The sequence below is a fragment of the Parapedobacter flavus genome, assembly GCF_035818675.1.
Taxonomy (GTDB): Bacteria; Bacteroidota; Bacteroidia; order Sphingobacteriales; family Sphingobacteriaceae; genus Parapedobacter; species Parapedobacter flavus.
Genome location: NZ_JAYKZZ010000007.1, coordinates 226,947 through 251,827, shown reverse-complemented (window position 1 = coordinate 251,827; position 24,881 = coordinate 226,947). Strand labels below are relative to the sequence as shown.

Below are 24,881 nucleotides of genomic sequence, written 5' to 3'. Positions count from 1 at the left end.
CCGAAAACCTGGAACTATTTCACTTTTATCTTCAATGTCATCCCCGGCTTAATCCGGCTGCCGCGCAACCCGTTGTCTGATTTAATGGTGAACACATTGGCTTTGCGGTACCGTTGGGCAATACCCGACAACGTGTCTCCTTTTTTTACGCGGTAAGAGATATATGAAGCATTGGTGGATGATGCGGGTTGAGCGGCTTGACCGCCGCCAGCGCTCATGATGCGAAGCGGTTGCCCCGGCACAATCGTATGGTTCTTGAGACCGTTCCATACCTTTAAGTCCTGCACGCTTACATGGTAGCGATTCGCTATTTTACCCAATGTTTCGCCCCTCCGTACCCGGTGAGTGGTCGCCGTGGTCTCCGCGTTACGAGTGCCCTCATTTGCCGCGTAAAATGCCTGCATCTTATTCGGCGTATTCAACACCGCATACAATGCCGGGTATGTTTGCGGAGGGGCCTCCGGCAATATCAAGCGTTTCGGCATGTCTGCCGTACCGTTCACCACCCCTCGCTTATAGGCTGGGTTTAGCGATTTGATCACCTCCTCCTCCACGTCTAAGGCTTTGGCCACGCCACGCAAGGGCACATGTTTCTGCACCCATACCATTTCGGTTTGCACGGGAATAGTAGTCGCTGCCGGGGTGATATCATGCTCCTCGGCGTATTCCAGCATGTATGTAATCGCAATTAAAGCCGGCACATAGTTACGGGTCTCGCGTGGGAGGAAAGGGCTGATATCCCAGTAGTTGGGATTGGCCAGCCCAGTTCGTCGCATAGCCCGCAGTACGTTCCCTTGACCGCAATTGTAAGACGCAATGGCCAGCAACCAATCGCCGAATTCGTTGTATGCGTCTGCTAAATAGGCGGCGGCGGCACGGCTCGCGGCGATGGGATCTTTTCGTTCGTCTACGTAACTATCGATAACAAGATCGTACATCCGGGCGGTGGCGTACATAAACTGCCACAACCCCGTAGCCCCAACCCGCGATACCGCATGGGGGTTTAATGCCGATTCGATGATGGATAGGTATTTAATCTCTTCAGGAACGCCCGCTTCCATAAACGACCGCTCATATATCGGGAAGTAATACTGGGATAACCCCATCATTTGCTCGAGGTGCCGTTTGTACCGCTCGGTGCTGTATGCGTCGATGTAAGACTGTACCTGAGCGTTATAGGTAAGCGGAACATCTTTCTGGAGGTATGCCAAACGCCCTGCTACGGTGGCGGGAACGAACGTGAACATGGGAGACAATTCTACTTCGTCTTTGAGGTCGACAAAATTGATGCTATCCGCTATCAGTTCGAGCTGTATGTCGATCGTCCGATCGGCACGATGTGCTGTGGTTAAGGTATCAGACGGCAGATCAGCGGGGAGGGTTTCAGAAAGTGCCACCTGGACACACAACATACTACCTACGGCCACTGCCGAAATCTTATTTAACACCATGTTTTGCTAGTTGGTATGTATACGCCATAAATTTCACGCCCAGCTATAGGTTAGCTTGTTAGTGATTACCAAATGCTATACTGGATAAGTATATATTTACGTGAAAAACGCAAGGATCTCATTTTTATTGTACGGCTGACCGGTAAAAATCAACTATCGGACGAATAGCCGTTAAAATAAATGGACTTTACACCCAGACAGAAATCCGGTGTAAAGTCCTTCTCCGTATTGGATACGTGTATGCTATTGTTTGTTTTCTTGGAGCTCCTCTTTCGGGACGTTCGGGTTCTCCTCTTTCGGGCTTTCCTTTTGTCCTTCTTTGAACTCCCGGATACCACGTCCCATCCCACGCATCAATTCGGGGATTTTCCGACCACCAAACAATAAGAGGAGTGCTAAAACAATCAGGATAATCTCTTGAGCACCAAGAAATAACAACACTGAATCTACCATAACCGTTGTTTTAAATTTTTAAACTCAACCGGCCTTCAAAGACCGGATGATTCTGCAAATGTACGTATAATATTTAATTTGTTATATAAATCACCATCGATGGCGGCGGTTATTTTGCTAACCATGGCTCTGGATTTATTGGGGCAGCGCCTTCCCATATTTCAAAATGCACTTCTGATGTGCCATCCTGGGGGTCTACCAATGCGGTTCCCAGTGTCTGTCCCCGCTGCACGGTTTGCCCACGCTTTACCGTAGGGCTTCCTAGTTTCGTATAAACCGTGAAGTATTTACCGTGTTGCATGATAATCGCATACGAACCGGCCATGTTGGCCACCTGGATGATGGTGCCATCGAAAATGGCCTGCACCTGTGCATGGTTGTTCGTTCGAATCGTGATTCCGGCGTTTTCGACGGTCACGTTCCTTCCGATGGTATGCCGCCCGAAGCGCTGGGTAATGACGCCTTGCTGCACAGGCCATGGCAGGCGCCCGCGATTACCCGCAAAATCGGCAGAAAGCTTGGCCGCAGCCGGCGTATTGGCCAGCACCTCCGTATCGCTTTTGCGGACAGCGGGCTTTTCGGCCTCTACCTCCGCCACAGTCTTCCCGGTCCGCTTAGCTTCAAGTGCCAATGCGACCCTGCGCGCCTCTTCTTCCAGTCGGCGCTGCTCGGCAATTTCGCGTTGGATAGTGGTTCGGATGGCACGTGCCAAACGCTCGTCTTCCTGTTGTTTTTTACGCAACTCTTGCTGGAATTTTTTCTCTTGCTGGGTAAGCGCCTGCAACACTTTAGATTGGGCACCCTGTTCTTGGGATATCGTCTTCCGTTCACGCTCTTGCTCGGCAAGCAAGGAAGCTTGCTCTTTTTTGCTGGCCTCCAGTTGCGCTACTTTCAAAGCAATTTCTTTTTGGGTTTCTTCAATCTCTGCGGCACGCAGCTTTCGCGAATCATTGAATTGCTGGAGGTACTTGACACGTTTGAACGCCTGGTTGAAATCTTTAGAGGCAAAAATAAACATGATCTTATTATATGCGTTCCGGTTGCGGAAGGCAAACATGATCATGCTCTCGTAATCTTCGCGCAACTTTTCCAGCTGGTCACGAAGGTTTTGAATGGTTTTGTTATGGGAGGAAATCTGGTTATTGATCAGCTTGATTTCGCTACTGATGGTGCTGATTTTCTTTTCCCGCAGGCGGAGTTGGGTATTCAGGGCGTTTACCTGTTTGAGCGACAGGCTCCGATCGCTTGAGGTGGTTTTCAGGCTTTGGTTGAGGCGCTCGATCTCCTTATTCAACTGCTCGCGCTGCTTTCTCAGCTCGGCACTGCTCTGCGCATGGACGGCAGCCAGTGTTAAAAAGAATACGATTACGCTTAATGCCCCTTTTAGATAACTCATCTATATACCACTTATAACCTCAGCTCCCCGCCCATTATTGTCTGCGAAAGTAATAAATCTACCTCGATAATTATGCATCGTTCTGTATTATTGAACTTCCTTATACCTCGACGGAACGGTGAAAGGCAGTTCAACCTCCCCATCGTAAACCACCTTACTGTATCTCATGTCGGATTGAAGGGTCAAATGAGGTGTTGCAATTGAAATTTCCATATGGTTGGGAAACGAATTTCCTGCGATGACCTGGTAGTCGGAATAAACCGCCTCCAGTTGCTGGTTACTTGCCGGGGATGCTATCCGTGTGTAATTATTTTGATAGTCGGCACCCACGTGCACCTTGTACTGCAAATCGTCCATTTGTTTATGCAACAGGTAACCTTCGGCACGCTGCCAAACCGCCAGACCATCTTCCGTGATTTGGTCAAGCACATCGCCTACGAGGAGCTGCTCCAAACTTGAAAAGCGCAATCCGCTACCGGTAAAATTACGGAGGTAAGCGAAAGGTTTTCTGATGTATTCGGACTGCAAGCGATTGATGATCTTGATGCTATCGGGGGTAATGAACACACGGGCCACCTCAATACCCATGAGTGCCGTGAGCGAAATCCAGATCGCCTCGTCACGAACGATGCGTATGTTGGCGGTTACGTCGTACTGGTCCTTTCCGTTGATGATGACATTGCTTTTCGCTCGGCCGCTGAACGTGGTATAGCGTAGCTGTTGCTGGGCCACTTGGTCCAGCACCGCTGTCTTCGCTGCGCGGGAGACTTCTACTTCACGACCTTCCGATGACACCATCCGCTTCTTCGGCGCACAGGAAAACAGCAATGCCGATACGAGGGAACACCCAACCAACCTAATCAAGATACTGCTTCGCATCAATTTTTTGGGATAGTTTATCAATATCCTTGCCAACCGCTTCGGAAAGGCTTCTGGCCTTTTTCCATTGGGTTACGGCCTTGCCTACCTGGCCTAATTTCGCGAGGATATCGCCGTAGTGTTCCAGCAAGGTTTCGGATGCGGTATCGGAACTATCGATGGCTTTCTCTATCCACGACAACGCTGCTTTATAGTCGCCCTGCTGGAAAAGGACCCACGCATACGTATCCTGGTACGACGGGAAATCAGGGGCCAGCTCGTTAGACCGTTTTGACATTTCGGCCGCAAGCGGCAACTTCTGTTTGCGGAGCGCCAAGTAATAAGCGTAGTTATTCAAGGCATATGCATTGGTGCTATCTAACGCTATGGCTTCCTCATAGGCCACGTCTGATTCGGCATGCATATCCATCGCGTTATACACATCGCCCAAGCTGCTGTACAATTGGGTCAACAGCGGCGTATGTTCCCCTCTTGCATTATTTAGTGCGGCCTCCAGATTTACACGAGCCTCTTGGTACTTCTTGTTCCCTAGATAGCCATGCCCGGTAAAGAACAGCATAAGCGGCTGGTTGGGGAAGAGTGCCAAGGCTTCTTTACCATGGGATTCGACATCGTCATATCGGCCCAACTGAAGTTCCACCTGCAGCAGTTGTTGCCAAACCCCTTCGATATACTGATTGATATCCAATGCAGCCAGATAGGCATCGCGGGCCACATCCGGTTGCTGCAATTGCCTGTAAATGTCGCCCCGAACGGCGTGTGCTTTAGCCTCCTTCGGATAAGTCTGGGCAAACAAATCAGCCAACCCGCCCACGTCACCCTGGTCGAGCGGCTGTCGCTTATTGGCAAGTGTGTTGTAAAGTATGCCCGCTTTAGCATCCATACCCAAGCTGTCGCTGCCGAACGCCTCCCGGAGGTAGCGATTGGCCTGCTTTTGCTTCCCCATGGCCAGGTAGGCATCGGATTTACCAAGCCATACGAGGGGTTCATGGGGAAAGATCGCTGCTGCCTCGTCTAAGAGGTCAAGGGCCTTCTCCGCGTCGTCTGCCTTGGTATACATTTCGGCCAGCAGGATATAGGCTTTGCTCTCGCGCGGTTTCTTAGCCACCCACTCTTCCAATTCATTGATAGCCGTAGCCGTATCGCCTTGGGCCAGGTAAATCTGGTGCTTGGTAAGGTATTGGTCGTCGGTCGCCCCGAATCGGGCGCCTATCGTATCGCATGTAGCTAATGCTGCGTTATACTGTTTATCTAAAAATAATGCGTAAGCTTTCTCGTGATAAAAGGCGGCATTTTCGGGGTTGAGCCGGATGAGTTCATCCAGTACGACGGGGATGGCCTTGACGTTTCTCGTTTTCCGGTAAGCATCCAATACCACATTCCAATAGCTTTCGTTATCGGGCTCAAGCTCAGCAGCGTGCAATGCCGCGCGGCTGGCGGCAGTGAAATCTTCGCTATCCATATAGATATGAGCCAGTTGGAAGTAGGCTTGATCGGCGTCCGGCTGTAGCCCTACCACTGCTTCGAACGTCTTTTCTGCCAATGCCAACTGGCCGGCCGACTTTTGCCGCACCCCTTTATCAAACAGACTTTTAACCGCCAAACTATCGGTGGTTCTCCCTGCAGCGGGCACGGTGGTTTGCTGGGCGAAAGCGCCCCCTACCGTACACCATACGCCACCTACCATAACTAAAAGCCGGGATATCTTAACTATTACTCGCCACATAACTTTGAAAAATAAATTTTATTGTCGTACCTTTGCAGTCCCTTAAAATAAAGGGGTTAAATATATTTATTAATTATTTCAAAACAAAGCAAGTGAATACGTTAAGTTACAAAACTGTCTCTGCCAACAAAAACACCGTCAACAAACAGTGGATTGTTGTTGATGCTGAGGGCGAGATTTTGGGGCGCTTGTCATCTCAGATCGCTAAGGTGATCCGGGGGAAACACAAGCCTTCGTACACCCCACACGTAGACTGCGGCGACAACGTGATCGTGATCAATGCAGACAAAGTAAAGTTGACTGGCAACAAGCTCGAAGACAAAGTGTACCAGCGGTATACCGGCTATCCGGGTGGCCAGCGTTTCAGTTCTCCGAAAGAATTATTGGCAAAGCACCCCACACGTATCGTGGAAAAAGCGGTTCGCGGCATGCTGCCCAAGAACCGTCTGGGTCGGGCCCTGTTCAAGAACCTGTACATCTATGCAGGCAACGAGCACCCGCATGCAGCGCAAAATCCAAAAACTGTTAAATTCTAAGGAGCAAAGAAATGTCGACAACTAACACTTCAGGAAGAAGAAAAACCGCAGTAGCCCGCATTTACCTAAGCGCTGGCAGCGGTAACATAACCGTAAACGGCAAAGATTACAAGGAATATTTCCCTACCTTGCCATTACAATACATTGTGACCCAAAGTACAGAAGTAGCCGGCGCAACCGGCAACTATGATGTAAAGGTTAACGTAGCCGGTGGTGGCATCAAAGGGCAAGCGGAAGCTGTTCGCCTAGCGATAGCCAAAGCGTTGATTACGCTAGACCCCGAGGTGAAACCTGCCTTACGTGCAAAAGGACTGGTAACGCGCGACGACCGTATGGTGGAGCGTAAGAAACCAGGACGCCGCAAAGCACGTAGGAAGTTCCAATTCAGTAAACGTTAATCTTTTAAGGAGAACAAAAAAATGGCAAGAACTACATATCAAGAGTTATTGGATGCAGGTGTACACTTCGGTCACCTTACCCGCAAATGGGATCCGAAAATGGCCAAGTACATTTTCATGGAGCGCAATGGCATCCATATCATTGACTTAAATAAAACCCTCACCAAACTGGAAGAAGCAGCTTCTGCAATCAAGCAGGTGGTGAAATCGGGAAGAAAGGTGCTATTCGTAGCCACCAAAAAGCAGGCAAAAGAAATTGTTGCCGAACAAGCCAAGGCTGTAAACATGCCGTTTGTGACCGAACGTTGGCTGGGCGGGATGCTCACTAACTTCGCCACGGTCCGCAAGTCAATCAAAAAAATGTCAAACATTGACAAAATGACCAAGGACGGCACATTCGATGTATTATCGAAAAAAGAGAAATTGATGATACAGCGCGAACGTATCAAATTGGAAAACCTCTTGGGAGGTATTGCCGATTTGAACCGGTTGCCGGCTGCCCTTTTCATCATCGACGTGAAGAAAGAGCACATTGCCGTAAGTGAGGCCATGAAGCTAAACATCCCTACGTTTGCTATGGTAGACACCAATTCGGACCCTTCGAACATCGATTTCCCGGTTCCTTCCAACGATGATGCATCGAAATCGATCACCCTCATTACGGAAATCATTGGAAAGGCGATTCAGGAAGGACTCGAGGAGCGTAAACGCGACAAAGAAGAAGAGGCTGAAAAAGAAGCCGCTGCTGCAAAAGCCAAGATAGACAACGGCGAAGAACCCGAAGCAGAAAGCAAAGAGGAAGCTAAGGCAGATACCGACGGAAAACGCCCTCGTAAAGCCAAAGCTGAAGCAACTGCCGAAGCAGAAGGCAGCCAAGACGGAGAATAATCGCATATTGAAAGCCGGATGGAGCGGGCGCTGGAAGGGATATCAACTTCCGTCAACCCATATACCATCCGGTTTTTTTATCGGTTTAGAGACCAATAGATCGTTTATAACAAATAAGGAAAATAGTATGTCCACAGTACAAATTTCAGCATCAGATGTCAATAAGCTGCGCCAACAAACCGGTGCCGGCATGATGGATTGTAAAAAAGCACTAATTGAAGCGAATGGCGACTTCCAAGCTGCCATCGATTACTTGCGCAAAAAAGGGGCTAAGGTGGCCGCCAGCCGCCAGGACCGCGATTCCAACGAAGGTGTTGTGATTGCAAAAACCACCGCCGATGGAAAAAAAGGCGTCGTTATCGAACTCAACTGCGAAACCGACTTCGTAGCGAAGAATGCGGATTTCATTGCTTTCGGTGAAAGCATTGCGGATCAAGCGGTAGCCCATGCGCCGGCATCGCTCGATGCACTGAAGCAACTGGAAATAGACGGTGTTAAAATCGCCGACTTACTGCTTGATCAAACCGGCAAAATCGGTGAAAAAATCGATGTATCGAAATTCGAAACGGTGGAAGCAGAAAAAGTAGTTGCTTATATCCACGGCAATTACCGCTTGGGCGTATTGGTTGGCCTCAGCAATGCAGCCGACGGCGCAGATGAAGCCGGCAAAGACGTAGCCATGCAGATTGCTGCAATGAATCCGGTAGCTATAGACAAAAGCGGCGTAGACACCCATACTATTGAGCGCGAATTGGAGATTGCCAAAGAGCAGATCCGTGCAGAAGGCAAGCCGGAAGAGATGGTTGAAAAGATTGCCCAAGGTAAGCTCAACAAATTTTATAAGGAAAACACCCTCTTGAATCAAGAATTCGTGAAGGATTCCTCGAAAAACATTGCCCAATTCTTGGATAGCGTTTCGAAAGGATTGACGGTTACCGTCTTCAAACGGGTTCAATTGGGTGCATAATCCCAACAGTATCCGATCGACTGCAACACGTCCTTCTGCCGTTGCCGCCGATACCATTATTGATGCCGCCTCCGGTTCCATAACGGGAGGCGGCATTTTGGTTTAACCACCAGATGCTCCCATGCTGGCCGGGGCTTTTTAAAATATTATTGATTTTTGACTATTTGCGCGTAAAAATTACTAACTTGGGTTGTTGAAATGACTAACTATTTCCTTTAAAAGGCATCCGACAAGGTGTTACGATGCTGTTTGTCAAAAATACATCCTGGGTTTAAATCCGCTGAAACATGGAAACGAAAATTTCCGTTCTATATGTAGACGATGAAGAGAACAATTTGATTTCTTTCAAAGCCACTTTCCGTCTGAAATACAAGATATATACCGCTTTAAGTGGTATCGACGCCATGCAAATCATTGAACAGCATCCTATAGATATCATCATTACCGATCAGCGAATGCCACAAATGACCGGGGTTGAGTTTCTTGAAGAGGTGATTAAGGTTTGTCCGGACCCCATGCGGATATTGCTTACCGGCTATGCTGATATGAGCGCGGTGGTAGAAGCGGTAAACAAAGGGAAGATATTTCACTACCTGAGCAAGCCTTGGAGTGAGGAGGAGCTGGACGACACCATACAAAGGGCCTACGGCATATTTTCCGAGCGAAAAAAAATTAAAGAGTCATTTTCACAACTTGAGATCACGAACGAGCAACTCGAGTTCTTGCTTCGGCAAAAATTACTATCGTAAGCTGATATCGGGTGGTGCTGTCGTTTCTACTTACTGGGGATGGTTACGATAAATGTTGTCCCCTCTCCTTCTACCGATTTGACTTCAATCTCACCGCGGAGCTTCGCCAACGCGCTCTTCACGTTATATAGCCCGAAACCGGTACCTTCGGCCTGATCACTTCCTCTGAAGAATAGCTTAAAAATATCCGTAATGTCTTTGGCGGCGATGCCTATCCCCGTATCCGTTACACTGATCGTTGCTTTCCCGCCCGTCACAACCACCGATAACCGGACGGTCTTATTATCATTTGCCTTCTTTTGGTACTTGAACGCATTCGACAGCAGGTTATGCAAAATAAGTTTCAACGTCGTTTCATCGCTCTTGAATTCTTCTTTTTGATTACTTGCAATCGAGAAAGCCACGCTATTATTCTGCGTATAAATGCTGTAAAAACTTTTCAAATACTCGAATAAGTTTTCAAAATCAATATCGGTAATGGTCAGTTCGCCCCGCTTCAACAGGTAATAATCGTGCAGGCTATTGATGTAGGTATTCAATCTCAATACCGAGCTCTCCATCAGCGCAAGGATTTCGTGGATCCGCTCTACTGAATCGAACTCCAGCCCTAGCTTTATGGCAGACAATACACCTGTTAACGGGTCGCGTAGGTCGTGGCTTACACTATATGCAAACTTATCGAGCTCATCATAGGCCTGCTGAAGCTCCTCATTCCGCATCGCCAACATGGAATCCGTAATAAAAAATTTATTGGCCTCCTCAATGGACGAAATAATCTCTTCTTCTACCCACGGCTTGCGCACAAACCGGAAAATATGCCCCTTATTTACGGCATCTACCACGGTATCCAGATCAGCATAGGCGGTTAATAAGATCCGTACAGGCAGCGGGAAATCATTCCTAATGGCGTGTAAAAATTCAATGCCCGTTTCTCCCGGCATGCGCTGGTCGCAGAAAATCACCCGGATATTCGGATTTGAATGCAGCACTTCCCTGGCCTCATCCGTGCTTATTGCCGTATGAATTGGATACCGATACCTGAAAGTCGCCTTGAAACTAATCAGGTTATTGGCTTCGTCGTCAATGTAAAGTATTTCCGGAGATTGGAGCATCACACAAGGAAAAGTCTATATGGTGAATGTTCTATTTAGCAAAAATAGCATAATTGATTTAATAACGTAAACTTATTACATCTGTTGTTTGAGCGGGATGATGATTAAAAAAGAGACCCCTTCACCCACCGACGAGTCGACTTTGATTTCACCCGCGTGCTTTTTGATGGTATTATAGACAATCGACATGCCCAAGCCGGTACCTTCGCCCACCTCTTTGGTGGTAAAAAAAGGTTCGAACATTTTCTCTATGACCTCATCGGGCATACCTACCCCGTTATCACGGATCGTTATCAAAGCATTTTCAGCATCAACCCTTGTTTGGATTTCCAGAACACCGCCCGGATTCCCATCGAATTTCTTATTGATGGCATAAATACCATTTGTAATGATGTTCAGGAATACTTGGTTTAATTTCCCCGGATAGCATTCTACCGGTGGTAAGTCGCCAAATTCCTTTACAACTGTAATACCCTCTTTAATAACGCTGTTGAGAATAACCAATGTTGATTCAAGCCCCTCATTGATATCAGCAAATTTCAATGATTCTTCATCCACACGTGAGAATATGCGCAGGCTTTTAACGATCTCTGCGGTTCGGGTAGCCCCCTCATGCATTCCTTTAAGGAGAAAGTCTATTTCAGTTTTTAGGTAAGGCACATCAAGATCTTCTTTGTATGCTTGAATACGCTGTTCTTTTTCTTCAAACGGTATATCATCAGCCAACGCAATACGTTCCACTTCGTCCAGCACATTCCAAATCATGTTAATGTCTCGCTTGAGCGGCGCGACGTTGGATGTCACAAAATTTATGGGGTTATTGATTTCGTGGGCTACGCCCGCCGTCAATTGGCCCAGGGAAGCCATTTTCTCTGATTCAACTAATTGCGTTTGTGTTTCTTTTAAATGCGTTAACGTTTGTTCGAGCGACTCATTCGATTCTTTCAGTGCGTGGGTACGTTCTTCGACACGTTGTTCAAGAACTATGTTCTGCTCCCGGACCAGTTTTGCATTCTCTTCAATCATCACCAATTCCCTAGCCCGGGACTCTTCTTTCTCCTTCTTATAAATATTGATCTTGTTTGCCAACGCAAGGGACAACAATGCCATTTCAATTCCCGACGCGGCTTGTACCGAATACACCGTAAACATATTATAAGGGAGGATCCCGTAATCTTTAAATAAGAAAACCAGGGAGCCCAGCAAAAGTATCGACCACGCGCCAAGGAATATCGTTGACGACGATATGTTTGGCTGCCGGTAAACTACGTATGCTGAAATCAAAAGTACACCTACCGAAGACAGGGTCGTCGATGACTGCATAATAGAAAAAGCAATATAGCGATCAAAAAACAGCGCGATAAGCGCACCGATAAATAGCGAAATAAATCCAAGTAGGATAAAATAAATCCCCTTGAAATTCCTTCTTACATCCAAAAAATTAATGGTGAAAAGTAATGCCGCTATCCCCGTAAGTGAACCAAACAGTACGATATTATAATTTTCGAATTCGGGGTTATTGGGCCAAAAGAACTGAAAGCTCATCCCCTTTATTCCCATTTGTGTAAACCCGGCCCCGAAAACATAGCATATATAATAAAGATAGTTCTTATCCTGAGTAGATAGATATAAACAAAAATTATAAATCCCCATAATTAATACGATGCCTATATATATCCCAGAAATCAAATACTCCCTGGTTACCGAGCTGACGTGCTGTTGCGGGGTTACGATATATATCGGTATAATTAAGGGCATCTTGCTCTTAATACGAACATAGAAATCCCTGGTTTCACCCGATGGCACGTTTAGATCGAACAAATAATTAACATCAAGATACTTCCGATCGCTGAATGGCTTGTCTTTGGTAATTAATACACTATCTACCAAAACAGATTGGCCGGAGAACGAATATAAGGTTACCTCATCAAAATTTGGGTTGGTCAATTTAAATAAGTTGTCGGAGCCTCCGCCGGCGTTGGTTACCGAAAATTTAACCCATGCCTCCCCTTTGGTTACACCTAAATTCGGAATCTTCGCAGTGGGTCGGAAAAACGCTGCCTTCGTTGCGGAATCGATAGAAATACGCGTAGTTGTTTTTAACACCAGCAAGTCGTTACTTTCCAACATGCGTGGCGTTACCCCATTCATATGAATGGTCTGTGCCACCCCAACAGCAAAAAACTGTATGAAAAGGAAAGTCGCACCAACATATCTCCACATAGATAGTCTTATTTCAGGGCTGTAACGACAACTAAATTGATTGAACAAACGAAGCAGCCGCTACTATCGGCCTGCCGCAAGGTATTAAGGAATGTACGATGTGCTTCTTGGGTAATATAGCCATTTTGCTCCATCATTGTTAGGGCATAATCTATACGCAGGGTCGCTATGCACTGCTCAAGTATGTGCGTGGCTAACGGATATAATCGGATACTGACGTGAGTAAAACCCGCGGTCTCCAAATAATGGATTAAATTAGTGGCCGCACCCCCATTCTTTACCTGATGTGCGACAAGATATTCCCTGAGCCGCTGAACGGTCTGGTTATCGCCGTTGTAAAAAGACACACTATTCCAGTCCGTTTCAACAATCACTACCGGCGAACCATCTTTCAAAACACGATGAAACTCGTCAAATACCTGCGCAGGGTTAGCTAAATGCTGCGCCAAGCGCTCCGCCCGCAATCCCGACAGTTCACCACCGGCAAACGGGAGAGCATTGGCATTTCCGACCAAGAACTCAACATTGCCGCGCTCCCCCTTATTGAGGTTTGCCTGATCAATCATCCCTTGATCGGCATCAACGCCAACAAATTTGCAATCCTTATGACCTAATTGGGCCATATTATTGACATCCGCCCCCACGCCGCAGCCTATGTCTGCAATTTTGCCGGAACGGCTTAGCAACGGGCTATACGAATCCCGTTTCATGTTTTCCAGTAATTTTTGCGTTTCCCGCAAATAGTCCGGATTGTAAAGGTGTGTGTTCATAAGTTAACGGTTACGAATCGATTTCCATTTTTCAGCGCTAGCAATCTCCAAATCATATTCCACCTCGAACGTGCCCCGAGGTCCGCGTTCGAAAAGTTTCTGATGGTTGTTAGCACGTAACGACATGATTTTTTCTTGTTCCGTCCTATCAGCATGTTGTAAATCATGAATATCCCTCAGTCTCATCGCGGTCGCGATCAAGTCGTCTTTGGGGTAATAAAAAAGCCCATCATTGCCCAAGCTCGATTCGACTACTGCACCCACGCGTTTACCCATCCGCACCGTAATGGGCGCACAAAGTACAAAAATACTGTTCACCGGTAGCTGTGTGGCCACAACTGCACCAATCCGCGCTAAGATATAGCTGCCTATTCCCATACCAGCCACCTCTCTCGAATTCCAAAGCCCGCACAATTCACAAGTCCCCCCCCGCTCGCGATCGGCCCGCACCATGTCATATATCTGGGGGTCATACTTGCCCAGAGCAATCTCAATAGGTAATTCATATTCACCCGTTGCAATCTGCAATCTGGCCCCGCCATATACAGCCTTAGTTTCAACATGCTCAACCAATATCACGATGGTATTTTCGTCATCTACCCAATCCTGTCGATTTGAGGTAATCTTGGTGATACCAAATATTTCCAGCAACTTTTGATGACCAATAATAAACTTCTCGCAAGCTTCCTTATCGTGTGGAGCTACAAATGTGCGGATCTGAATCATGTATCAATATTGACGAATAGGGTCATACAGGTCAATCGGATTAGTGTAGCATATATAGATTTCGACCATAAAGTTAAAAATAGATTTCTTCGCGCACCCCTTGTTCTACAGCTATAACATCGAAATAATTTCACCATACCTGTTGCCAAATTAATCAACCCAAGTCAACCAACTTCACCCAACGGGTAAATGCCATACATTAAGTTCCGTAAACTACTGAGTGAGACCGCTAATTCCACAATGGAATAAAGGTAGCATTTAAGAATAGAAAATAAAACCCTTTCTGCACTTGATGTAGTGTATTAACTACATATCTTATATGATTCAACATTTTCCCGTCGTAAAAGCGGGAAAATGTTGAATCATAGCTAGGTAATCCTGAACCCTAACCGACAAGTTAGCCCCAGCCATTTCATTATAGAAAAAGGGTTGCCAAAAAAAGCAACCCATCCTATCTATCGTAGCGGGGAGCAGGATCGAACTGCCGACCTCAGGGTTATGAATCCTGCGCTCTAACCATCTGAGCTACCCCGCCAAAAATTGTTTGCAAATATAGTTTATTTTCCCTTTCTTTAGAAAAAAAGTTGTTAAAGCTGTAGAAACGACATAACCGCTTAATTATCATCATAGGCATGGCAGAAAAAATCAAATTCCATTTGGAATACGAAATCAAATCCTCCCCGAAAATTCTATTTTCTTTCTTGCACGAGCCCAATGCGCTGGCTCAGTGGTTTGCTGACGATGTAAACTTCAAGGATGGCATTTATGAGTTCAGCTGGGACGATGAACTGCACGTTGCCAAACTCATCAGCCTAAGGGAAAATAAGTTGGTTAAGTACAAATGGCTGGATGATGAGCCTTATCATTTCGAAATGGAAATCGTACAGGATGAACTCACCAACGATGTTGCGCTCGCCATCACCGATTTTTCGTGGGAAGAAACCCTCGATGACCGCAAGCTCATCTGGGACAATCAGATCGAATATCTCCAAAGCGTTATAGGTGCTTAAAAAATCGTACCTTTGCGTCTGAGGCAGTCTGGGGTACGTATTTTAATGAAAAAAATCCATCTTCTCATCCTGAAGTCTTTCATCAGGCCATTCATCGTCACGTTCTTCATCGTGATGTTTGTCCTCCTTATGCTTTTTCTTTTCAAGTATATCGATGACCTGATCGGCAAAGGCTTCGAATGGTATGTGATTTTGGAATTGCTTTGGTACGCAGCTGCCACCAATGTAGCCATGGCGCTACCGCTTTCCATGTTACTGTCGTCCATCATGACCTTCGGCAACTTGGGCGAAAGCTATGAGTTGGTGGCCATCAAAGCCGCGGGGGTATCGCTACGGAAAGCCATGGCCCCGTTATTTGTCCTTGTTGGCCTCTTCAGTGTTGGCGGATTCCTATTCAGCGATTACATCATGCCCGTCGCTAACCTTAAAATGGGGTCGCTACTTTATGATGTGCGGATCAAACAAGCCGACTTCTTTATCAAACCCGGCATCTTCAACAATACCATTCCGGGGTACTCCATTCGTGCCAAGGGTAAAAGCGACGACGGGAAAATCCTGTACGATTTAATGATTTACGACCACAGCAGGAACAGTACCGCTAATAATGTACTGTTGGCCGAAGAGGGGTACATCTATAATTCGCCAGATAATAATACGATGATCCTCAAGCTGAAAAACGGTGTGCGCTACGAGGATAGCCGGGCAGAGAAAGCCCGCGTATATAACCCCCGGCAACAGTTTACCCGATTTTATTTCGAAGAAACCGAACAGAAGTTTGACATGTCTGCTTTCCAGATGAAACGAACCGATGAAAATTTGTTCAAAAGCCATCATGCCATGCTGAACCTGAAGCAACTAAAGCATTATACAGATTCCAACGCGAAGCAGATGGATAGCCTGCGGAATACGGTATTCCCAGAAATCAAATCGTACTACTATTATTTCAACGACTATTATAAAGCGACAGATACAACCATCACGCTCGCCGAACCAATACATTACCAGAAAGACTTTATCTCAACCATCCCAACAGAAAAGCGCAGCACGATGATCACCAGCGCCCTGAGCCAGGTACGCTACATCAAGGATGTCGTGGTGCTTAAAGCGGATGAAGATGCTTTTTACAGCAATAAAAACATCTTGTACAACGTCGAGTTTCAGCGCAAATTTACACTGGCCGTATCGTGCTTGTTGCTGTTTTCCATCGGTGCCCCGCTGGGGGCGATAATCCGCAAGGGTGGGTTAGGCTTACCCGTCGTGGTTGCCATCATCTTTTTCCTTATTTACCATATCATTTCCACGGTTAGTGAGAAATCGGCCAAAGAGGGCAATATCGATACCTTTTGGGGAATGTGGATGGCCATCTTCGTCTTATCGCCATTGGCCATTTTCCTCGCTTACAAAGCAGCCACGGATTCGGCTTTATTTGATATTGAGCAGTATCGCCTTAAAATAAACAAAGCATTTGGTTGGATCAAGACGCGGCTTGGCATGGCCGGCAAAGCACAACCTGCGCAACCCAAATCTTTACATGACGATTATATGAAGTCGTCTTAAGAAAAGATACCTTTGTATCGTAAAAAAGCAAATAAATGAGTAGCGAGTTACATACCATAGAAGAAGCTATCAAAGATATACAACTGGGAAAAGTGGTTATCGTGGTAGACGATGAAGACCGTGAGAATGAAGGGGATTTCGTTACCGCAGCTCGCAACGCCACCCCCGAAGTGATCAATTTCATGGCCAGCCACGGGCGCGGTTTAGTTTGTGTACCGCTTACCGAAGAACGTTGCAAGGCCCTCGACCTGAATCTCATGGTGGGAAACAACACCGCTGTTTACGAAACGAATTTCACGGTATCGGTAGATCTGCAGGGCTATGGCTGCACAACGGGGATATCGGCGTCGGATCGTTCTAAGACCATCAAAGCGCTTATTAATCCAAACATCAAACCCGAAGAGTTCGGTCGCCCGGGACACATCTTTCCGTTGATTGCAAAGGACGGTGGCGTGCTTCGCCGCGCGGGGCACACTGAAGCGGCCGTCGATCTGGCCCGGATCGCGGGGTTCGAATCGGCTGGTGTGTTGGTCGAAATCTTAAAAGACGACGGCGAAATGGCCCGGTTGCCCGACCTGCTTGAGGTAGCGAAACGGTTTGACCTGAAAATCATCTCCATCCAAGATCTGATTGAATACCGGCTCACGAAAGACTCGTTGATTACCCGCGAGGTATCTGTCAATTTACCTACCCAATGGGGTCAGTTCAACCTGACGGCGTATACGCAGAAAAACACCAATGAGCAGCATATCGCTCTTTATAAGGGCGAGTGGGAGCCCGATGAGCCCATATTGGTACGGGTGCACAGTTCATGTGTAACCGGCGATATTTTTGGATCTTGCCGGTGCGACTGCGGGCCCCAGCTGCACCGCGCTATGCAAATGATCGAAGCGGAAGGTAAGGGCGTAGTAGTCTATATGAACCAGGAAGGGCGGGGCATTGGCCTGGTCAACAAGCTCCATGCTTATAATCTCCAAGAAAATGGCTTAGACACCGTGGATGCCAATCTGGAGCTCGGTTTTAAACCCGATCATCGGGATTACGGTATCGGCGCTCAAATATTGAGAGACCTGGGCATTACGAAAATGCGTTTAATGAGCAATAACCCAACGAAGCGGGCAGGGCTGGTTGGTTACGGACTGGAAATCGTAGAAAACGTGCCGATTGAAATTGCCGCAAACCCCTTTAACGAGCAGTATCTCCGTGCCAAACGGGACCGCATGGGGCATACCATTATGCGAGATCCCCACTCATGATTTGACGGTAAAGCCGAATCAACACCAATGCCAAACAGGCCAGGAAACCACCAAGGAAGCCACCAATGACAAGGGCTTTCAGTTTCCCCAGTTTGTCGTTCTCTAACGGCAGAATCGGCCTATCCAACACCTGGATAACCGGCTTTTCATTGCGGAGGGTAATTTTTGCAAGCTCCTGGTTCTTCACCAACTCGGTTAGGATTGCCGTATTGGCTTGAACATCTACCGTATGCAGCTGCGAGCGCACACGCAGACTCTGGAATGCCCTATTCGGATTGGGATTAGCGTCCGTGGCGGCGGCTACGCCGCTAATGGCTTCATTGAGCTCCCGCCGCACCGAATCTACCTGGTGGGTCAATACGTCCAAATTCTCCTTTGCCTTTTGTGTGCGCGTTTGAATGTAAAAATCCGTGGCATTTTTGATTAACGCCTCGGCAAATACTTTCGAAAACACTTCACTTGCCGTTTCTACCTCAATGGTAATGACATTAAGCTTCTTATCCAGTTTTTCAATAACCAGGTTTTCCCGTAAAATGGCTTTGTAAAACGTGGCCATCAGACTGTCCTGCCGAAATACACCGATGGTATCTCGAAACTGCAAATCAGCCAATTTCGGGTCTTTCGACGCCCATTTTTCCCGAAGATTATTATACGCAATGTATCGGTCGACTATTAAGACTTTTTCACCAGCTATCTCTACTTCCGTAAGCAGTGTCTCATCGACCATTGACCGCGATTTCAGAAACTCAATGATATTGTCGCCCTGAAAAAAGCCGCCCACACTACCGATACCGCCTAAGCTGAATCCAAACTGTTCTGCGATCGTCGCAGCTGCTCCTAAACCGCCCTGGGATCCGCTGGGTTCATCCATAACGAAACTTAGCGTTGCCGTATAGTTGGTCTTTTTAAACAAGGAATAACAAAGGCCGAGCACAGCACCCAATAGCACAACCACCACGATGATGAGCCATTTGTGTAGCAGATACCGAATTAACGCAACCATTTTTATGATCAGTTCCCTTAAACTGACCCCGTTATGCGGCCCCGGCCCGGCTTTCATGTTATTATCACCCATTTACTTTTTTTATAATCAGCGCAACATGGTTAGTATAATCGCTACAAGCGAGGCAGCGCCCGATCCGATACCCAGCAATTGCTGCGGAGTAAGCGGGTCTTTCATTTCCTTCTGGGGAACAAAAATCTCTGCCCCCGGCTTTATCGGCGGATAATTATTGAAAAACAAAAATCGGTTGGTACTTTTCACCGAGCCGTTGGCGTACAATACATAAGCGCTTTTCTTCAGTGCGCGCGACGAGAAGCCGCCGGCCTGCGAGATATACTGCTTAAAGCCCTTAGATGGCGCATATACGGCCGTAGACGGCGCAAGCACCTCCCCCGAAATTTTGACCGTCTGCAACTCTTTGGGCACCCTAATCACGTCACCTTCTTGCAGGATCAGGTCGCCCCGATAGCCTGGGTTCTCAATGATGCGTTCCAGGTTAATGCCTACAAACTCGTTATTGGTATTCCTATTTATAGCCAACTCATCGATTGCGCTTTCGTCATTCTGCAATTGCCTTAAGGTAAGCATCCGCTTACTCTCCTCTTGTTGTGCCCGTTCCTTCTTGGCTCTTTCAGCACCCGTTTCTGCCGGTCTCAATGTATCTGGCGCACCCGCACGTTTCAATGAAGCTCCGTCAACATAGGCAAAAGGTGTAAAGCCACCTGCCCGTTTAATGATATCAGAAATGCGTTCGTCTTTTCGCGTAAGGGTATATTCGCCCGGGTAAAGCACTTCGCCTTCCACCCACACTGTTTTTTGGGTTTCATAGCCAGTAGCTGTTCGAACAACCACCTGATCAAACGGCATCAGCACAAAATCTTGGTCGGCCTTACTCAATTCGCTCCCGGTAGCCACATGAAAGACCTCGGCCGTTTGAGCAGACTGCGACATGGCGTCGGCATTTTTTACACGCCTGGATACCGCTATCCGGCTACTTGTGGCGCTTTCGCGGAAGCCGCCAGCTTTGACAATCAAATCTTGCAGGGTCATCCCTTCCGCAAATGAAAATTGCCCGGGGAACCGCACTTCACCATCGATGTCCACCGTATATTGTTCGCGGAGGTCAAAAATTGAAGCGATGGTCACCACATCTTCACGTTTCAATTCCACATCGGGCGTGGTTCCTGCAACGATCCCAGCTACGTCGAAAGATAACTGCTCGGTTTGCATGTCGTCCTGCAATCGAAGAATATATCCGCGGTTCAAGAAGGCATCTTCTTTCAGCCCATCGGCCTTTTTGATTAACATAGACAGTGTGAGTCCGGCGCTCAACTCGTAATCACCCGGCCGGAATACTGCCCCTTCAATCCGCACCCTGTTTTCAAAACGCTTCAATATGGGTGCCACCTCGTATCGGTCGCCCAGTTGCGGTGTGTAATGCGCAAATTGAGTTTGCAAGAGATCCTCAATACGCCGTTCCTTGTCGGTCTGCCTCGTCACCTTGATGCGGGCGCGATAAGCGTCTTCCGTAAAACCGCCCGCGTAAGCCAAAAGCTCATCGAATGTTTCACCTTCTTTCAGCTCAAAAATGGCAGGGCGCTTCACCTGCCCGCGTATGGAGACCCTATTTTGATAGGGTGGCACCATGAGCACGTCTTGATCTTCCAATCGGATGTTGGTCGAAAAAAAGCCATTCATCAGCACGTCGTAGATATCGAGTACGGCAACCTCCTTTCCGTTCCGAATCACCCGGATATCGCGGAACGAGCCGTTCTCCGTGGGGCCGCCCGAGAAATACAGTGCATTAAAAGCATTCGCAACCGAAGGCAGTGTATAGGAACCGGGGCGCACCACCTCGCCGGTAATCGTAATCTGTATACTTCTGATGTCGCCCAGCGCCACGCTCACCTTGGTATCGCCGGTGCGGATAGCCGAATATACGGTCGCCAGCGATGACTTTATGCGTGCCGTCGCCTGTTCCATTGTCATCCCCGCCACCGAAATGACGCCGATATAAGGGATATTAATTGTGCCTTCAGGGCTAACAGAGAGGGTATGGTCTTCTTCCGACTTGCCATATATATCAATCAAAATCTGGTCGCCCGGACCGACTACGTAGTTCTGAGGAGTAGCAATACGCAAGTCCGGTTCGAAAACGGGCGACGCCCCCTGGAACAGGCTGGCACCGAAAATACGTAAGTCATCGTTCCGGTTCGAATCCGCAGGTGTGCCGGTGTCCGTGGTTGTGGGGGGCGATAGGGAATCAATGACACCCCGTTCAGTTCGTATTTCCGATGATGCTGACGACGTACGCTGGTCGGCCTCGGTCCCATCGAGATTGGCTATTCGCTCACGCAGTTTCTGGATCTCCATCGGCGGCATCCCGCGCTCCCGCGCAATTGCTTCCATCTGGTTTTCAGTCAATCCCGACGCTTCGGCCTGTTTCAAGTACGAACGAATCTGATCATCCGACAGATCATCGACACGGACATTAGATAAATCTGTAGCACTGATGTTCTGTCCGAAAGATGGGCCGCCAAACAAGCCAACTAAAGCCATCAGAAGAATACTCGTAACATAAAAATAGCTATACTTCATCAACCTGATCTGCTTACCTTAAAACTCAAAATCAAAATCCATTCTTCTAAATTACCACAAATAAACTGTTTTTTTTGCTGCGTACTAAGAGATTTGCTTTATTTTGTTGTCTTTTTGTTGCCGTGTTACGTCAGCTATGGTTTCATGATAAATTTTAATCACACGATCGACCGAATATTCCTTGACCATCTTTTCCCGCCCGTTTAAGCCCATCAGTTGGCGCTCCGTCGGCGACATGCTGCGTATTCGTTCCATGCACGACACAAGGCTATCGACATTGGCTACCTGACACAGAAAACCGTTAACACCTTCATCGACAAGCTCTTTACACCCCGCAATATTACTGGCGATAAGCGGTTTGCCCATGGCGGCACTTTCTTGCAGTGTAGTGGACATGCCTTCCCGGTACGAGGGAAGGACCACACAGTCGCAAGCAGCAATCGTCGGTCTTACGTCATCCAATGCGCCCAAATACGTTATTGTCCCTTCGCTCACCCATTCATCAAGCTGCGCTTGTTGAACAGCCGTGGGGTTGTCTACATTTAGGTATCCCATGATCCAAAATACAGCGTTTGGATAAGCCTTTTTTATCCTTCTCGCGGCAGCCACATATTCCGCCACTCCTTTGTCATAAAGCAACCTGCCGATAAACAAGAATTTAACCGTGGAGACACTCCGATCAGCGTCTGCGATGAGCTCCGGATTAAACGTGTCATAACAGTTAATGCCTTCGCCCGGGATTTGTTGTGCTTTGTTCCTATCGACCAGACTACGTGTAACGAAAAATTGAAAATCATCATTATTGAGGAACCATACGCTTTTTGCACGTTGTAGGGCCAGCCGGTAAAGTTGCTTCGCCATGAAGGTAACCAGCCCTTTGCTGATGAATGCATACCCCAGGCCCGTTATCACGGCAATGGTGGGTATTCGGTAGCGCCGTGCCGCCAGGGTGCTGTAGATATTGGGCTTTATCGTATATTGGAACACCAAATCGGGCCGTTCCTCCTGATATATATGCATAAATTCCCTGTACAGCATGAGGTCCTTTATAGGGTTAAGTCCTTTTCTCGATAGCGATTTCAGCAGAATAACCCGTGCACCCAACCCCGCCAATTGCTCCGTGTGTTCATCGGGCGGAGCCAGCAGCAGCACCTCATGGCCGGCAGTTACCAGCGACCGGATCACATCCGTTCGGAACCGCAGGAAGCTCCAAGACGTATTTGAAACCAAACATATTTTATTCGACATGGTAATCAATTGCTGCGATGAGGGTGTCTGTATTTGCGCCATGCCAATTCCTCCGCGAACCCCACAAAGATAGCAGAATATCTATCAATAGCATGTTGCGCAATGCTTATTGTCCGATGCCCAAAAGCTTCCTGAAGGCATGGGCGACCCTCCGATGCGCCCGTCGTCCCAACAGGAACAGCACCAGCCGATGCATCATATGCTTCATCGCAAACAAGGGGGTATGCTTCACCCACTGCCCTTCAAAATGATGTACGCACACGGTCTCTACTCCCACCTCAATGTTCTTCGTAAACAGGTTCTTCGGAGAGAAATATACCGCAGGAAAGATGCTTAAGTCCTCGTAGTGTTGCACCATATCCGACGCATCTGGTTGTAGCTTGTAACGCTGCCGGAGTATGCGATGGATCAAGAAAGGTACTGTCTCCATGTCCAGACTGCCATCTTCTCGTTTAAAATGTTTTCCCTCATATGCATCCAAGCAAGCCTTGACCCAGCCGCACCCTTTTTCGGCTCCGATCACGGCCGCTTCGATATCGCCCATAGTGTCATACCCAATAAAAGACCGATTCGCTAGCATGGCATCAAACGACTGAAAGACTTCCACGTCCGCGTCTAAATAAATCCCGCCCATCTGATATAAAGCATAGAACCGAATATAATCGGCAGCAAAAGCATATTTCCTGTCTTCAAATGCCTCTAACACCCACGGTACTTTCGGTGCACGCCCGATATCCCACCGATGCAGTTCGTACCCTACCAAGTTCTGCTTCCAACTGGTAAAACACTGTTCAATTAATTCCGGATAAGGATCATCACTCAACCAGCAATAATGTATTATTTTGGGAATCATACAATAGCGTAAGGTCTGACCAAATCAATATCGATCATTTTCAATCCATAGTAAAGCACGAATATCATAAAAACCACCCTGATTAATAAACCGAGGTTCCGGTCCCTTATATCGTCTTCTATTACACAAAATAGGTAAGGCATCACCAAAGCAATAACCGTAAAAAGCAAGGAAGATAAGCGTTGCATGATCGCAAACGAAATAAACATGAGGTTGATGAACGACCCCAAAGATAAAGCGACCATAAATAGATCGATGGTCCGCTCACCATAGAACGTTGTCAGCTTACTCCGATAATAAAATATGCCTAATATAAAAATTTCCGCTATTGCCGAGAGCATGTAGCCACTCTCCCCAAACTCCTCTTGCTCCACGTACCCGGCCAACGTTGGTGGAAGCCCACCTAGCGCGAATAGATACATCACGGGATCAAAAAAACCGATGATCAACCCAACTACTGGCAAAACCAAATAAAAGGGATAATTCCGCATAAAAACATACAGCAAGTAAAAAAGGGGCACAATAAGCACGGAGCTATGTATAAATGCTGCGAAGAAAACCGACGCGAAAGACCACCAATATTTTTTATCGACAAAAAAACAGATCGACCAAAAGCCCATCGCCGCCGATAACGCATATCGAATTTGCGTAAAATCCCGATACAGGTAAAAAAAGCATAGGTATATTAAAACAGACAGAAATGGCATTGGGCTGTATTTGTAGATCAACGTGAAGTTCAATAAACCGGTGAGGAATGCCATGACCATAAAAACCACATGAATATTACCACCCAAGGTATAAACCAACTTATTGAATAATAAGTATCCCCGCTCCATCGTCTCGTCATAATTTCCAAGCAGCAAATCGAGCCAACTGTATTTCTCGCCTACCAAGCGAAATGCGTCCTGATAGGCAAATCCGTCGTTATCGACGCCCAGCGCACGGAGGCCCACGAAACCTACCAGCAACAAACAAAGGGGTATATAAGCGCACAGCCTGACATACCGTGATTGTATAAAATCAAAGACGGTAAATAAGAAAGTGACGATAAATAATATATAATATGGTATCATCGCTTAAAT

General features: G+C 47.3%; 22 protein-coding genes and 1 tRNA gene. 8 read left to right on the top strand and 15 right to left on the bottom strand.

Going from position 1 to position 24,881, the window contains the following annotated elements; translation table 11 throughout:
* Positions 1-14 precede the first annotated feature (14 nt).
* From U9S71_RS07975 to U9S71_RS07955, 5 genes are all read right to left on the bottom strand, one after another.
* A complete protein-coding gene (locus tag U9S71_RS07975) occupies positions 15-1,451 on the bottom strand; it encodes a LysM peptidoglycan-binding domain-containing protein (protein ID WP_326326566.1) in 1,437 nt (478 codons plus the stop codon).
* A 243-nt stretch (positions 1,452-1,694) separates the two neighbouring features.
* A complete protein-coding gene (locus U9S71_RS07970; protein WP_326326565.1) occupies positions 1,695-1,904 on the bottom strand; it encodes a Sec-independent protein translocase subunit TatA/TatB in 210 nt (69 codons plus the stop codon).
* Positions 1,905-2,013: 109 nt separating this feature from the next.
* The gene (locus U9S71_RS07965) at positions 2,014-3,300 is read right to left on the bottom strand and encodes a murein hydrolase activator EnvC family protein (protein WP_326326563.1); all 1,287 of its coding nucleotides are present in this window, start codon (positions 3,298-3,300) and stop codon (positions 2,014-2,016) included.
* Positions 3,301-3,387: 87 nt separating this feature from the next.
* Positions 3,388-4,179 carry a lipoprotein insertase outer membrane protein LolB1 gene (gene lolB1, locus U9S71_RS07960; protein ID WP_326326562.1) on the bottom strand — a complete coding sequence of 264 codons (792 nt, stop codon included), beginning with the start codon at positions 4,177-4,179 and terminating at the stop codon, positions 3,388-3,390.
* Positions 4,157-5,905 carry a tetratricopeptide repeat protein gene (locus tag U9S71_RS07955; protein WP_326326561.1) on the bottom strand — a complete coding sequence of 583 codons (1,749 nt, stop codon included), beginning with the start codon at positions 5,903-5,905 and terminating at the stop codon, positions 4,157-4,159. The genes lolB1 and U9S71_RS07955 overlap by 23 nt, the downstream gene beginning before the upstream one ends.
* A 92-nt stretch (positions 5,906-5,997) precedes the next feature.
* On the opposite strand from U9S71_RS07955, the gene rplM reads away from it, so the two are divergent.
* From rplM to U9S71_RS07930, 5 genes are all read left to right on the top strand, one after another.
* Complete coding sequence (gene rplM / locus U9S71_RS07950) at positions 5,998-6,441, top strand: 50S ribosomal protein L13 (RefSeq protein ID WP_326326560.1); 444 nt, start codon at positions 5,998-6,000, stop codon at positions 6,439-6,441.
* An 11-nt stretch (positions 6,442-6,452) separates the two neighbouring features.
* Positions 6,453-6,839, top strand: a complete 387-nt coding sequence (gene rpsI / locus U9S71_RS07945) for a 30S ribosomal protein S9 (RefSeq protein WP_262249355.1) — start codon at positions 6,453-6,455, stop codon at positions 6,837-6,839.
* A 21-nt stretch (positions 6,840-6,860) separates the two neighbouring features.
* Entirely contained in the window at positions 6,861-7,727 is an 867-nt protein-coding gene (gene rpsB, locus U9S71_RS07940) for a 30S ribosomal protein S2 (protein WP_326326559.1), read from the top strand.
* 127 nt (positions 7,728-7,854) lie between these two features.
* A complete protein-coding gene (gene tsf / locus U9S71_RS07935; protein ID WP_326326558.1) occupies positions 7,855-8,694 on the top strand; it encodes a translation elongation factor Ts in 840 nt (279 codons plus the stop codon).
* Positions 8,695-8,981: 287 nt separating this feature from the next.
* A complete protein-coding gene (locus U9S71_RS07930; protein WP_326326557.1) occupies positions 8,982-9,443 on the top strand; it encodes a response regulator in 462 nt (153 codons plus the stop codon).
* Between the two features lie 26 nt (positions 9,444-9,469).
* Here the strand turns inward: U9S71_RS07930 and U9S71_RS07925 are convergent, their stop codons facing one another.
* The 5 genes from U9S71_RS07925 to U9S71_RS07905 form a co-directional block, all read right to left on the bottom strand.
* Positions 9,470-10,555, bottom strand: coding sequence for a hybrid sensor histidine kinase/response regulator (locus U9S71_RS07925; RefSeq protein ID WP_326326556.1), 1,086 nt, complete (start codon positions 10,553-10,555; stop codon positions 9,470-9,472).
* Between the two features lie 75 nt (positions 10,556-10,630).
* Positions 10,631-12,826 (bottom strand): sensor histidine kinase, encoded by a 2,196-nt coding sequence (locus U9S71_RS07920; protein ID WP_326326554.1) that lies wholly within the window; start codon positions 12,824-12,826, stop codon positions 10,631-10,633.
* On the bottom strand, positions 12,787-13,548 hold the full coding sequence (locus U9S71_RS07915; RefSeq protein ID WP_326326553.1) for a methyltransferase domain-containing protein: 762 nt from the start codon (positions 13,546-13,548) through the stop codon (positions 12,787-12,789). Before U9S71_RS07915 ends, U9S71_RS07920 begins: the two co-directional genes overlap by 40 nt.
* 3 nt (positions 13,549-13,551) lie before the next feature.
* Positions 13,552-14,274 (bottom strand): hypothetical protein, encoded by a 723-nt coding sequence (locus U9S71_RS07910; protein WP_326326552.1) that lies wholly within the window; start codon positions 14,272-14,274, stop codon positions 13,552-13,554.
* A gap of 461 nt (positions 14,275-14,735) precedes the next feature.
* Positions 14,736-14,809: transfer RNA gene (locus U9S71_RS07905), tRNA-Met, on the bottom strand.
* Between the two features lie 97 nt (positions 14,810-14,906).
* On the opposite strand from U9S71_RS07905, the gene U9S71_RS07900 reads away from it, so the two are divergent.
* The 3 genes from U9S71_RS07900 to U9S71_RS07890 are packed head-to-tail and all read left to right on the top strand — an operon-like array spanning position 14,907 to position 18,097.
* Positions 14,907-15,284 carry an START-like domain-containing protein gene (locus U9S71_RS07900; RefSeq protein WP_326326550.1) on the top strand — a complete coding sequence of 126 codons (378 nt, stop codon included), beginning with the start codon at positions 14,907-14,909 and terminating at the stop codon, positions 15,282-15,284.
* Between the two features lie 45 nt (positions 15,285-15,329).
* On the top strand, positions 15,330-16,841 hold the full coding sequence (locus U9S71_RS07895) for an LptF/LptG family permease (RefSeq protein ID WP_326326549.1): 1,512 nt from the start codon (positions 15,330-15,332) through the stop codon (positions 16,839-16,841).
* A gap of 35 nt (positions 16,842-16,876) precedes the next feature.
* Positions 16,877-18,097, top strand: coding sequence for a bifunctional 3,4-dihydroxy-2-butanone-4-phosphate synthase/GTP cyclohydrolase II (locus tag U9S71_RS07890; RefSeq protein ID WP_326326548.1), 1,221 nt, complete (start codon positions 16,877-16,879; stop codon positions 18,095-18,097).
* Here U9S71_RS07890 and U9S71_RS07885 read toward each other — a convergent pair.
* The 5 genes from U9S71_RS07885 to U9S71_RS07865 all read right to left on the bottom strand — a co-directional run bounded on the left by U9S71_RS07885 (position 18,075) and on the right by U9S71_RS07865 (position 24,872).
* Entirely contained in the window at positions 18,075-19,172 is a 1,098-nt protein-coding gene (locus U9S71_RS07885) for a Wzz/FepE/Etk N-terminal domain-containing protein (protein WP_326326546.1), read from the bottom strand. The genes U9S71_RS07890 and U9S71_RS07885 overlap by 23 nt on opposite strands.
* Before the next feature lie 15 nt (positions 19,173-19,187).
* A complete protein-coding gene (locus tag U9S71_RS07880; protein ID WP_326326544.1) occupies positions 19,188-21,698 on the bottom strand; it encodes an SLBB domain-containing protein in 2,511 nt (836 codons plus the stop codon).
* A gap of 84 nt (positions 21,699-21,782) precedes the next feature.
* Complete coding sequence (locus U9S71_RS07875; protein ID WP_326326542.1) at positions 21,783-22,988, bottom strand: glycosyltransferase family 4 protein; 1,206 nt, start codon at positions 22,986-22,988, stop codon at positions 21,783-21,785.
* 64 nt (positions 22,989-23,052) lie between these two features.
* The gene (locus U9S71_RS07870) at positions 23,053-23,799 is read right to left on the bottom strand and encodes a glycosyltransferase family 32 protein (protein ID WP_326326541.1); all 747 of its coding nucleotides are present in this window, start codon (positions 23,797-23,799) and stop codon (positions 23,053-23,055) included.
* Complete coding sequence (locus U9S71_RS07865; RefSeq protein ID WP_326326539.1) at positions 23,796-24,872, bottom strand: EpsG family protein; 1,077 nt, start codon at positions 24,870-24,872, stop codon at positions 23,796-23,798. Before U9S71_RS07865 ends, U9S71_RS07870 begins: the two co-directional genes overlap by 4 nt.
* Between the last annotated feature and the right edge of the window lie 9 nt (positions 24,873-24,881).